This window comes from Staphylococcus sp. ACRSN (assembly GCF_022346615.1).
GTDB lineage: Bacteria > Bacillota > Bacilli > Staphylococcales > Staphylococcaceae > Staphylococcus.
Map to the genome: position 1 here is coordinate 346251 of NZ_JAKRNS010000002.1, position 13079 is coordinate 359329.

The window sequence follows — 13079 nt, forward strand, 5'->3', positions numbered from 1 at the left end:
TCAACTTTTTATTTTGTATATAATATAAAAAAATGTCATAGAAATTACATTTACATAATTATACATTATAGGTTATAATTATTGCTGTTGTTTTTGTACGAATTATAAATTATGTAAAAGGAGGTTACTTAATGAATCAATATAATAAATCTCAAATCATTCGGGGAAGAATGAAATTTATAATTATGTCTTTAATCGGAATTATCCTTTTCTTAGTTCCTGTTACAGCAACAGTTGATGGTGAAAAACAAAAAACGTTGCCAGTAGCATTTTTAGCAGGCGTATTAAAAGATTTAATTGGTGGGGCTATGCCAACGATTATTGTCATTATAATAACATTATCTGGAATTTTAACTGTTATTTGTTCTACTATACTAAAAAATAAATTAAAACCTGATGGCCTAATGAATAACGCATTTAATGTAAGATGGGTTTGGCTCTTGTTAAGAGTTGTCGCAGTTATATTTGTGTGGATGACATACTTAAAAGTGGGAAGTAAAGTAATATATTCAAGTGATACTGGTGGTTTAGTATTTGATAGCTTATTACCAACATTAGTGACGGTATTTTTATTTGCAGCATTATTTTTACCATTATTAATGGAATATGGATTGTTAGAATTACTTGGTCCAGTATTCAGACCGATTATGCGTCCATTATTTACATTACCAGGACGTTCAACCGTGGATAATTTAGCGTCATTTATCGGTGATGGTACAGTTGGCGTTTTGATTACAAGTAGACAATATGAGGAAGGATTTTATTCGAGACGTGAAGCTACAGTGATCTCTACAACTTTTAGTGTTGTTTCACTTACATTTGCAATTGTAGTTGCTTCAACTGTGCACATGGAAAAACATTTCTTCTATTTCTATTTAGCAGTAATCATATCATGTTTAGTTTGTGCATTTATTTTACCTAGAATTTGGCCATTAAATACAATTAAAGATGAATATGCAAAGGAAGTCTCGGAAGAAACAAGAACTGAGCGATTACCAGAAAATAAGACTGCATTAGGCCATGGCTTTGATATGGCTACTGAGGTAGGTATAAAAGCACCTGGATTTTTAGCGTTCTTTAAAGCTGGATTGAAAACAGTAATTGATATGTGGTTTGTAATTTTACCGGTTGTAATGGCCATAGGAACGATTGCAACAATTATTGCGAACTATACTTCATTATTTGCAATTATAGGAAAACCATTTGTCCCTTATTTAGAGTTGCTACAGATTCCTGAGGCGGCTAAAGCATCGGAAACTGTTTTGATTGGTTTTGCCGATATGTTTTTACCTTCTATATTAATAGAAGGAGTTGGCAATAATATCACTTTATTTGTGATAGGTGCTTTAAGTATAACGCAGCTAATTTACTTATCAGAAGTAGGTGGGGTTATACTAGGTTCAAAGATACCTGTTAGTATTTTTAAATTATTTATAATCTTTTTAATTAGAACAATTATTTCGTTGCCGATTATTGCATTGATGGCACATCTTTATTTTAATTAATTACAATATATTGCTTTTTCATTATTTAAACTGTCGACCAATGTTAGCGTGTGTCGACAGTTTTTTTATGCATATTTTTGATTCATTTAAAAATTAAAGAAAAATAAAAAGACAAACCACGGATAGTATAATAATGGGTTTGTCTTAAATCAGTCCTATTTTATTAAATAATAAGTATTAAGTATTGTATTTAGTTTAATTTTGATAATACGTTAGCTTTCACTATTTTATTGTTTAATACTGGTGAATCTTCAGAATTTTTAGATTTACCACTGTGAGCTTCTTTAAATGCATCGCTAGTTAACCAAGCTTTGAAATCTTCTTCCGTTTCCCACCAAGTATTCACATACATTTGATCGTAATCTGCATCATCTTCAATTTGCCATACTTCAATCTTAATGAAGCCATTTAGTTCTTGGATTTTTCCACCTTTAGTAAAATGGGGAGCCATTGTTTCAGCATATCCTTTTTTTAAATCGATTCGATTGGTTACTACATACATGACATGCACCTTCTTTCAATAATTGTCTTCTCATTATAACATTAATCGTAAAAATATAATGAGTTCAACTGGTACCTTAAAAATAAGGGAACTGGTTCTTTCTTAACTTACCAGAATTGTAGTAAAATTCAGATAATTAAATAATATATGTTTTTATTATGAAATGGTGGAATAACCAAATTTATGTAAAAACATGAGGTTCATTAATTTAATACAAAGGGGATATGTCGATGATAATTTCATTAGCTCAATTTGAGCCGAATTTAGGAGACTTAAAGCACAATATTGATTCTATTTGCGACATTTTAATTAAAGAAAGTGAATTATATTCAGATTTAGTACTATTTCCAGAACTTTCAATATCAGGTTACATACAAGAAGCGGAATTATTAGATCGAGTAGCTTTTACAGATACTTCACGAATACTTCAAAAAATAAAAACTACTTGTGCTGATTATAATATTGACACTGTTGTATCTTTTCCTGAAGTGGAGGGCACACTGTATTTTATTAGTTCTCTTTATATTGATCATAAAGGTGAAATATTAGGTAAATATAGAAAGACACATCTATTTTCTGATGAGCAAAATCTATTTCATAGAGGTCATTCGTATCCTATTGTTGAATCAAGATTTGGAAATGTTGGCTTAATGATTTGCTATGATTTAGAATTTCCCGAGGTCGCACGTATATTGAAGTTAAAAGGTGCTGAATTTATTCTCATTTCTACTGCAAATATGGAACCATACGCAAAACATCAAGATGTGTATATTGCGAGTAGGGCATTAGAAAATGAAATACCGATTGCCATTGCAAATCAATATGGTAGTAATGGAGAATTCGTATTTTTTGGACACAGTGCAGTGTATGATCATAATGCTAATTGCTTATTACAACTAGAAGATAATGCCACAGTCGATCGCGTTAAGTTTGAATTAGATGTAGATAGAGATCCACAATTAGATTATATTAATCAGTTACATCAAAATATTTATCAACAACTAAGTCATGCTAAAGGGGAGCGTGATTTAAATGGAACAAGGTAAATTAAAGCAATCACTATCTTTATATCAAGTTGTTATGTTTGGATTAGCATATATGGCGCCAATGATTGTATTCGGTACTTATGGCACACTTTATGCTACTACAAATGGATTTGTACCTTATGCATATTTATTTGCAACGATTGCAATGCTATTTACTGCATTTAGTTATGGAAAAATGGCCAAAGCATTTCCGTCAGCCGGTTCTGCATATACGTTTGTTTCGAAAAGTATCCACCCTTCACTGGGATTTATGGTAGGTTGGACTATTATGTTAGACTACTTATTTCTACCATTGGTTATTTGGTTAATTGGTGCAGAGTATTTAACAACAGCATTTCCATTCATGCCTAATTGGTCTTGGATTATTATTTTTATAGTAGTAACGACTTTAATAAATATTATAGGCATTAACACAACTACTTCGATGAATTTACTAATTATGCTATTTCAGTTGCTAGTTATTATTATCTTTATTGGTTTATGTATTTGGAATGTGAAACATGGTATGGGAGAAGGCAGTTTGGTAAGTCACCGTATTTTGTCATTTGATGGAAATCATATAACACCAGTACTTGCTGGTGCTTCCATCGCTTGTTACTCTTTTTTAGGTTTCGATGCAGTAACGACACTTGCTGAAGAAACTAAAAATCCGAGTAAAACTATACCTAAAGCAATTATGCTGATTACAATTATAGGCGGATTAATTTTTATATCTGTAGCTTATATATTATCGATTACTGTACCAAATTTTGGAGTTATTCATAATACTGAATCTGCAGCATTTGAAATTGCTAAAATTGTAGGCGGAAATCTGTTATCTGCAATATTTTTAAGTGGATTAATTCTAGCTCAATTTGCATCTGGTCTCTCTGCACAAACAAGTGGGGCACGAATCTTATATGCAATGGGGAGAGATGGCGTACTCAATAAGAAAATTTTTGGTTTTGTTGAAAAAAAACATCATACACCTATTTTCAATTTGGTCTTCATCGGTATTATAGGTATCATAGGAATATTTATGACTATTAGTACTTCTACTTCATTTATAAACTTTGGCGCATTTATATCATTTGCCCTTGTAAATATATCTGTGATTGCATATTATTTTGTTAAATTAAAGCAAAGAAAAGGAATGCAGTTACTTTTTTACTTAATAATTCCTGCAATTGGTTTTGTTCTTGATATCAGTCTTTTTGTAAGTTTGGATTCGCATGCATTGATATTAGGGACAGCTTGGACTTGTATTGGTTTTGGATATTTAATGGTATTAACCAGATGTTTTTCAAAATTACCACCAAGTTTAGCTATATAAATCATTATTTAATAAAAGTCGCTACCCAACATTATTGCGTAGCGACTTTTTGTGTACATTAAATAGTTTAAAGAATAGGTTTGAAAATAATATTCAACTAAAAAAGACGCAATTTCAAATAATTGAGATTGCGTCTTCTTAGTAAAACTAATATTTAATTTATAGTTACGATATTATTATTTTAAAGGCAGTTTAAAATTGTTATTTTGTTACTTCATTATAAACTTTTTGATCATTTTGCGTATAAATAATGTATTCATGGTCTTTAGTATCAATAACTACTCGGTTAGTTTTACCGAATGTTGATCCAATACGAGACACTTTATCTCTGTCTAATTTAGGTACTTCATGAATATTTTGATCTTGTGAAATATTTGTAATTTCGCTTGTTGGTATTTTAATATCTGCTACTCTCCATTGAATACGTACCTCATTATTATCTTTTTTTACTGTCATTGCCATAAATGAACACATCCTTTAAATAATTTGTAGCTATATCATACAATAATTTGAAATCGTTTTCAAGTGATTAGGTGATACTTATTTACAATAGGTTATACTAATGATAACCGAAAGTATGTTCGCGTTTTGTCAGCTATTGTGATAAAATAAAGAGGAATAAGGAGTGATAAATATGACAGGTAAAACCCATGCCTCATGCGGTTTACTCGTAGGCGCTTTAACTACAGAATATTACAATACTGATTTATTTACATCTATTACTGTTATAACGCTTGCCATTATTTCAAGCTTATTACCTGATATTTGTCATGCGCAAAGTAAGGTCGGTAGAAGATTTAAATTAATAAGTCTAATTATTAGAATGTTATTTGGTCATCGAACCTTTACCCATTCAATATTATTTATCTCGTTAGTGGTATGTTTATTATATTTTATCCAAACACCGAGTCATTATTTGATTGCAATTGTATGTGGGATGACTTCACATGTTATACTAGATATGTTAACGCCTAGAGGAGTTAAATTATTTTATCCAGTACCAATAAGTGTGAAGTTCCCAATTGTATTTAAGACTGGTGGTATGGTAGATTTATCTCTTGCTAGTGCTTTATCAATCGGTGCATTTTACTTATTTTTCAAATCATTTTTTAATGATTTAATTAGCCAATTGTTATGATAATTGTTGTATATACTTTAGTTATCATATAAAGTGAAAATACCGTATTTAGAAAATTACTGTATAAACAATATATTTTTTTATATAATCTTTAGTCCATAAGGAGCGAAAATATGCTAGACAAGAAAGGGTTAGAAAAGTATAATCAAGAACATTTAATTGAGTTTGAAAAAATGATGAGTTCAAATGAAAAAGAACAATTAGCAAACAAAGTTGAATCATTAAATTTAGCCAGTATTCAAGATATGTATGAAGCGTTATATGTTAATAAGAAAGTTATAGAAGATGTTACTGAAGTAGAAGAGGTAAAATATGAAGTTAAACCTTCATTTTCTGATGATATATTAAATGAATATGAAAGCATTGGATTAGAAGCTATTAAAAATGGTAAATTTGCTGTTTTATTGATGGCTGGTGGTCAAGGGACACGTTTAGGATACAAAGGACCTAAGGGTTCATTTGAAATTGAAGGTGTCAGCTTATTTGAATTACAAGCCCGACAGTTAATTGCATTATACGAAGCGACCGGTGTTTATGTAGACTGGTATATTATGACAAGTAAGATTAATAATAGAGAAACGCAACTATATTTTGAGGATCAAAGTTATTTTGGTTATAACGCAGAGCACATTCATTTCTTTGAACAAGACAATATTATTGCGCTATCTGAAGAAGGTAAACTTGTCTTAGATGCTGATGGCAATATTTTAGAAACACCGAATGGTAACGGTGGCGTATTCAAATCACTTAAAAAAGCAGGTTATTTAGCTGAAATGTTAGAAAATGGTGTTGAATATATTTTCTTAAATAATATAGATAATGTATTAGTTAAAGTACTTGATCCAGTATTTGCAGGTTATACTTATAAAAATGGCAAAGAAATTACTACAAAATCAATTCAACCAAAAGAAGGAGAAAGCGTTGGGCGTCTAGTACATGTGAATCAAAAAGATACTGTGTATGAATATTCAGAGTTAGATGAACAAGCGGCTAATCAATTTAATAATGCTAATATTGGCATCCATGCCTTCAAACTGTTATTCATCAATGATGTTGTAGACTATGATTTACCATATCATCTGGCAATTAAAAATTTAAAACAATTAGATGAAGACTTTGGTGTTATTGAACAACCTACATTAAAGTTTGAACTGTTTTATTTTGATATATTTAAGTATGCAAATAGTTTTATCACATTACAAGTGGAACGAAATCAAGAGTTCTCTCCCTTAAAGAATAAAGAAGGTAAGGACAGTGTTGAGACAGCTACAGCTGATTTAAAAAACATGAACTTGATTTAATAAAAGGTGGTCTTCATATGACAGATACAATTAAAGTAAATAAAAAGATGACAAAATCTTTTAAAGAAATCATACCTTTAACTTTTGGGGAAGAATTAGGAAATTCTATTTCTCACGGTGTAGGTGCAATGCTAGTCTTATTTGCATTGCCGTATGCAGCTGTTCAAGGCTATATTAATAATGGTACATTAGGTACTTTGAGTATTTCTGTATATATTATAAGTATATTTCTAATGTTTTTATCTTCAACGATTTATCACGCAATGCAAAATGATTCTCCACACAAGTATGTATTACGTATTATTGATCACAGTATGATTTTTATTGCTATTGCAGGCACTTATACACCTGTTTTTTTAATTATAGTTGGTGGGTGGTTAGGTTGGATAGCTATGGCAGTATTGTGGGCAATTACGATTTGGGGGATTTTATATAAATCACTAGCTAAATATGTAAACGACAAATTAAGTTTGACAATGTATTTAGTAATGGGTTGGATGGGGATTCTATTTTCTCCATTAATCATAATGAAATCATCTATTATATTTATGGTATTTATAGTACTGGGTGGATTAGCTTATACGATAGGTGCTTGGTTTTATGCTCAAAAAGAGAGACCATATTTTCATATGATTTGGCACATATTTATTATATTTGCTTCGGCTTTCCATTTCATAGCAATTATATTTTTGATTTAATAAAATTTTATAATCATTCATTTTCAAATGAGAAAATGAATTTAAATAAGATATTGATGAGAAAAGCCTTTAAATGAATTTAAATTTCATTTAAAGGCTTTTATTTTAGACTGCAAATACAGTTATTTAAATCAAAAAAACTATAATCTATAAAAGTCGTCTGATTGATTTGACATTATCATTCACGAAATTTATCGGTCAGATGATGTAATTTAATTTGAAGCTATTGAACTTATATTTAATTAATGGTTTATTGATAAAAGACATATAAGAAAAACAACATGAACGGAGGGATGTAATGAATATAAAATCAATTGGTATTGTAATTGCATTGTTATTAATAATGTTTATGTCAGCAATAGAAACTTCTATTGTTTCATTGGCATTACCTACAATAAAAGATGATTTAAATGTGACTTCATCAATTTCGTTAATTTTTGCAGTATACTTTATTGCAATTGTAATCGCTAATCCAATTGTTGGTGAATTATTAGAACGAACGAAGATGATTTATATAACAATATTTGGGCTATTGTGTTTTTTAATAGGAAGCTTGTTTTCTGGATTAAGCGAAACATTTACTATTTTAATCGTTTCGAGATTCATTCAAGGGTTAGGCGCGGGTATAATGATGGCACTTTGCCAAATTGTACCTAAATTAGCATTTGAAATTCCGTTGCGTTATAAAATTATGGGAATTGTAGGTAGCGTTTGGGGAATATCAAGTATAATCGGACCAGTATTAGGTGGAGGTATTCTCGAGTTCGCTACTTGGCATTGGTTGTTTTTTGTTAATATTCCAATTGCCATACTAGCAATGATATTGGTATTAATAACTTTTCATTTTGATGATGAACAAACAGAGAAAGATACTAATAATAAATTAGATGTTAAAGGTTTGACTTTATTCTATATCTTTATATTATTTTTACTTTTGACTGTTATGAATACAACAAACTTATTTATAAATATCGTTTCATTTATTGTGGCATGTTTGATTGCGATCGTATTATATAAAAATGAAAAAAGAATCAATAACCCATTTGTACCTGTCAAAGAATTTAATAAAATGATTGTACTTGTGTTTGCTACAGATTTTTTATTTGCGATTATGTTAATGGGGTATAACCTTTATATGCCTGTTTATTTACAAGAAGAATTAGGACTGTCACCACTACAAAGTGGTTTTGTAATATTTCCGATTTCACTTGCTTGGTTATTATTAAACTTCTCTTTAGGTAAAATAGAAGCACATTTTGCGAGAAAGACATTATACTTAGCAGCATTTACATCACTTATGATTAGTAGCATTTTAATATTTATCGGAACTGATTATCCAATTTTTATTGCATTTAGTTTGTTATTTGCTGGAGTAAGTTTTGGTACTGTTTATACAAAAAATAGCGTAATTACACAAGAGGAAACTTCGCCAGAACATATGAAGCGGATGATGTCACTATACACATTAACGAAAAGTTTAGGTAATTCCCTCGGATCAACGATAATGGGATATGTATATTCAATGTCAATTGTTTTTTTAGGATTAAATATTCATAATGTACTATTAGTAGCTTGTATGATACTTATAGGTTTAATTATTTTATGGTCATTTATTTATAAACCAAAGACTGAAAATAATCCCAGATATTAATTGTAAAAACGTTTATAGTACACATGTATTAATTCAAGAGTTGAAAATGGATAGAGATTTTTAACTCTTGTTTTTTTAATTTGGGTACTAGTTGTTATAATGATAGTATATTGATATTATTAAATACTTTAAAATGTGTATTAAGAGGCTAAATCAATTTAAAAGGGAGGACAGTAAGCAATGAAATATATAAAATACCTAATCACAACGCTTATTGTACTTTCTGTATTTATTATTTCTGGTGCCATATTTCTAGCATTTTTAGGCTTCGGTTTATATGGCCTTAGTAGAATATTAATATATTTTCATTTGGCTTATTTTGGTTACAATAAAAGTTTTTATGACAATTTGTTCTATTATGGTAGTTACATTGTATTAGGTTATTTCACACTATTTATTATTGAAAATTTAATGGATTATTTTAGAAAGAAATTACCAGACAATCCATATTTTCAGGGGATAACCTATCATTTAATTACATTTACTGTAACTACATTATTATTCTACTTTATTGTGCATATACATTATACCTATATTAATATTGATTTTTGGGTGATTGTTTTTATAATGGGAATACTATTTATATGTAAAGAAATATTTTATCCCGATAGTGAGGATTTAAATCAAAAAAAGTAAGGAAACGATGATGATAAGTTATCGAGTAATTAAAATGCTATTTGCCTTACTATTGAAATTGAAGGAGTGACGATATGACAACTACTACTTTACCAAAGTCACAAAGAAATATGATTGTTGCGGTTATGATAGTAAGTGCTTTTGTTGCAATACTAAATCAAACTTTATTGAATACTGCATTGCCTCATATTATGAAAGGCCTTCATATTACAGAGAACACGTCGCAATGGTTAGTTACAGGATTTATGCTGGTTAATGGTGTTATGATTCCACTAACAGCATTTTTAATGGACAAAATTAAAACACGTCCACTTTTCTTAATGGCAATGGGTATCTTTTTAATTGGATCCATAGTAGCTGCTTTAGCGCCATCATTTCCTGTATTAATGTTAGCCCGTGTAATCCAAGCGATTGGTGCAGGAGTGATTATGCCATTAATGCAATTTACATTGTTTATGTTATTCCCAAAAGATGAGCGTGGTTTTGCAATGGGTTTAGCAGGACTAGTAATTCAATTTGCTCCTGCCATTGGTCCAACGCTTTCAGGTATAATCGTTGATAGTATGAGTTGGAGAATGCCTTTCGTAATCGTGGTAGTAGTTGCATTACTAGGTTTTATTTTTGGAGCAATATTTCTAAAAAGTTATAATGAAACAAAAGATACTAAGCTAGATAAACGTTCTGTTGTATATTCAACATTAGGTTTTGGTATGATGCTCTATGCATTTAGTAGTGCAGGTAACCTAGGATTTCATAATCCTATTGTTCTAATATCTCTCGTAATTAGTTTAGTTATAATTGCTGCATTTATTAGAAGACAGTTAAATATTAGTAACCCGCTACTAAATTTGGTTGTATTTAAAAATAAAGTATTTACTTTGACGACAATATCATCAATGATTGTAATGTTATCTATGGTAGGCCCTGCATTATTAATTCCATTATATGTTCAAAATGCTTTAGGTTTATCAGCAATGTTGTCTGGTCTTGTCATTATGCCAGGCGCAATAATAAATGGAATTATGTCTATTTTTACTGGTAAATTTTATGATAAATATGGCGCAAGACCATTGGTTTTAACAGGTTTTTCACTACTAACGCTGTTTACGATAATGTTATGCTTTTTAAAAGCAGATACTTCTTATGCATACTTAATTGTAGTATACGCGTTAAGAATGTTTTCTGTTTCACTGTTAATGATGCCGTTAAATACTGCTGGCATTAATTCATTAAGTAATAAAAATATCTCACACGGAACAGCAATTAGTAATTTTGGTCGTGTGACTGCTGGCTCATTAGGCACTGCTTTAATGGTAACTATTATGTCTATTGGTTCAAAAAACTTTGCACCAAAGCCGAGTGCAAATGAATCACAAGAAATGATTCAAAGACAAGCAATTGCTACTGGCGTTGACCTATCTTTCGCAGTTGTTAGTGTATTGGTATTTATCGGATTAATTATTGCTTTCTTCATTAAAGAAAATAAAGAGGAAAGTAAGGGGAATACCAGAGAAGTATAAACACGTTATGATATGAACTAATTAGGAGTAGTTCGATTTATTTTTTGTTTAATAAAAATAAATTGAGCTAACTCCTTTTTTATTATTAAATTTATATTTATACTTAAGACAACGATTTAAAAGCAAATGTATGTTTAGTTTGTTAGAATTAATATATTAATTATTAAAGTATGTAACTTTAAGGGGGACGCATTGTGTTAACGATCGAGCAAGTTAAATCAATAGTTGGAGAGATTAAGGATCCTATTATTGGAGTACCATTAAAAGAATCTGAAGGTATAGTTGATATTAAGATTAAGGAAGAAATCGAACATGTTAGTGTAAAAATTGCAATTGCGCAGTTAGGTGGACAACCACAATTAGAGTTACAAATGGCAATTGTTGAAGCACTTAAAGAAAATGGTGCTAATACTGTTGGTATCCGTTTTGAAGAATTGCCTTCTGAAAAGGTTGAAGCTTATAGAGGTGTTAGTGATGATCAGCCACAAACTATCGAAGGCTTACTTTCTAAAGATAATCCTGTAGAATTTATTGCAATAGCCTCAGGTAAAGGTGGCGTTGGTAAGTCAACTGTTGCAGTTAATTTAGCAGTTTCACTAGCGAGGGAAGGTAAGAAGGTTGGATTGGTTGACGCAGATATTTATGGATTTAGTGTACCGGATATGATGGGCATCGATGAAAAACCAGGTGTTCAAGGAAAAGAAATTATTCCGGTAGAACGTCATGGTGTCAAAGTCATTTCAATGGCATTCTTTGTAGAAGAAAATGCACCTGTTATTTGGCGTGGCCCTATGTTAGGTAAAATGTTAACGAATTTCTTTATGGAAGTACAATGGGGTGAGCTCGATTATCTTTTATTAGATTTACCTCCTGGTACAGGTGATGTTGCATTAGATGTTCATTCAATGTTGCCATCAAGTAAAGAGATAATTGTAACAACACCACATCCAACCGCAGCTTTTGTAGCAGCAAGAGCAGGTGCAATGGCAAAACATACTGAACATTCTATATTAGGTGTTATTGAAAATATGTCATATTTTGAAAGCAAAGAAACGGGAAATAAAGAATATGTATTTGGATCAGGTGGTGGAGAAAAACTAGCAGACGAATTGCAAACTGATTTGTTAGGACAACTTCCATTAGAACAACCATCGTGGAATCCAAAAGATTTTGCGCCTTCAATATATCAAGTTGATGATCGTTTAGGTGAAATATATCAATCTATAGCAAAACAAATCATTAAAAAAACAGTGAAATAGAAGTGTTCTGGTGATGAAGAGAAATTAATTTAATTTCTCTTCATTTTTTTCTTGCATTTATTGAAAATGGTGTTAGAATTATATCTTGTGACCTGGAGAACAGGTGCCACAATCGCAATAGCGTACAAGTAAAAAGATAATAAATTAGTTATTGACTTTCATTGAAATCATTGATATTATATAAAAGTCGCAAAAAACGACAAAAACATTATTTAATATCTTTTCAAAAAAAGTGTAAAAAATATACTTGTTAACTTTTAAATAATAGTTTAGTATTATTAAAGTAATGTTAATTGATTGTTACAAAATATTAATCTTTTGTTGACAAGACATTAACGGTTGTGTTAAAGTAATAAAGCAACTATTTAAATGAACATTGAAAACTGAATTGCAATATGTCAACGTTAATTCCGAACACAACGATAATTCGTTGGTTCAAAAACGTGTTAATGATAACACAAATTAGTATTTTATGAGCTAATCAAACATCATAATTTTTTATGGAGAGTTT

At 30.2% G+C, this 13079-nt stretch carries 12 protein-coding genes; 10 read left to right on the plus strand and 2 right to left on the minus strand.

Annotated elements, in window-relative coordinates:
* Window positions 1–131: 131 nt before the first annotated feature.
* A complete protein-coding gene (locus tag MHZ36_RS03445) occupies window positions 132–1505 on the plus strand; it encodes a YjiH family protein (protein ID WP_239229617.1) in 1374 nt (457 codons plus the stop codon).
* Between the two features lie 190 nt (window positions 1506–1695).
* Here the strand turns inward: MHZ36_RS03445 and MHZ36_RS03450 are convergent, their stop codons facing one another.
* Window positions 1696–2007 carry a heme oxygenase gene (locus MHZ36_RS03450; protein WP_239229618.1) on the minus strand — a complete coding sequence of 104 codons (312 nt, stop codon included), beginning with the start codon at window positions 2005–2007 and terminating at the stop codon, window positions 1696–1698.
* A gap of 230 nt (window positions 2008–2237) precedes the next feature.
* Here MHZ36_RS03450 and MHZ36_RS03455 point away from each other — a divergent pair, with 230 nt between their 5' ends.
* Together MHZ36_RS03455 and MHZ36_RS03460 are read left to right on the plus strand one after the other, a co-directional pair.
* Window positions 2238–3053, plus strand: a complete 816-nt coding sequence (locus MHZ36_RS03455; protein WP_239229619.1) for a carbon-nitrogen hydrolase family protein — start codon at window positions 2238–2240, stop codon at window positions 3051–3053.
* A complete protein-coding gene (locus tag MHZ36_RS03460) occupies window positions 3040–4365 on the plus strand; it encodes an APC family permease (protein ID WP_239229620.1) in 1326 nt (441 codons plus the stop codon). The genes MHZ36_RS03455 and MHZ36_RS03460 overlap by 14 nt, the downstream gene beginning before the upstream one ends.
* A gap of 201 nt (window positions 4366–4566) precedes the next feature.
* On the opposite strand, the gene MHZ36_RS03465 is transcribed toward MHZ36_RS03460, so the two are convergent.
* The gene (locus MHZ36_RS03465) at window positions 4567–4827 is read right to left on the minus strand and encodes a SunI/YnzG family protein (RefSeq protein WP_239229621.1); all 261 of its coding nucleotides are present in this window, start codon (window positions 4825–4827) and stop codon (window positions 4567–4569) included.
* A gap of 172 nt (window positions 4828–4999) precedes the next feature.
* Between MHZ36_RS03465 and MHZ36_RS03470 the strand changes: the two genes are divergently transcribed.
* The 7 genes from MHZ36_RS03470 to MHZ36_RS03500 all read left to right on the plus strand — a co-directional run bounded on the left by MHZ36_RS03470 (window position 5000) and on the right by MHZ36_RS03500 (window position 12568).
* Window positions 5000–5503, plus strand: coding sequence for a metal-dependent hydrolase (locus tag MHZ36_RS03470; RefSeq protein WP_239229622.1), 504 nt, complete (start codon window positions 5000–5002; stop codon window positions 5501–5503).
* Window positions 5504–5616: 113 nt separating this feature from the next.
* Entirely contained in the window at window positions 5617–6804 is a 1188-nt protein-coding gene (locus tag MHZ36_RS03475; protein ID WP_239229624.1) for a UTP--glucose-1-phosphate uridylyltransferase, read from the plus strand.
* Window positions 6805–6821: 17 nt separating this feature from the next.
* The gene (trhA, locus tag MHZ36_RS03480; protein ID WP_239229626.1) at window positions 6822–7502 is read left to right on the plus strand and encodes a PAQR family membrane homeostasis protein TrhA; all 681 of its coding nucleotides are present in this window, start codon (window positions 6822–6824) and stop codon (window positions 7500–7502) included.
* 298 nt (window positions 7503–7800) lie between these two features.
* Window positions 7801–9153: a multidrug efflux MFS transporter SdrM gene (gene sdrM / locus MHZ36_RS03485; RefSeq protein ID WP_239229628.1), complete on the plus strand. Its 1353-nt coding sequence runs from the start codon at window positions 7801–7803 to the stop codon at window positions 9151–9153.
* A 180-nt stretch (window positions 9154–9333) separates the two neighbouring features.
* On the plus strand, window positions 9334–9789 hold the full coding sequence (locus MHZ36_RS03490) for a SepA family multidrug efflux transporter (protein ID WP_239229629.1): 456 nt from the start codon (window positions 9334–9336) through the stop codon (window positions 9787–9789).
* A 74-nt stretch (window positions 9790–9863) separates the two neighbouring features.
* The gene (locus tag MHZ36_RS03495; RefSeq protein WP_239229630.1) at window positions 9864–11309 is read left to right on the plus strand and encodes an MDR family MFS transporter; all 1446 of its coding nucleotides are present in this window, start codon (window positions 9864–9866) and stop codon (window positions 11307–11309) included.
* Window positions 11310–11503: 194 nt separating this feature from the next.
* Window positions 11504–12568 carry an Mrp/NBP35 family ATP-binding protein gene (locus MHZ36_RS03500; RefSeq protein ID WP_239229631.1) on the plus strand — a complete coding sequence of 355 codons (1065 nt, stop codon included), beginning with the start codon at window positions 11504–11506 and terminating at the stop codon, window positions 12566–12568.
* Window positions 12569–13079: the final 511 nt, after the last annotated feature.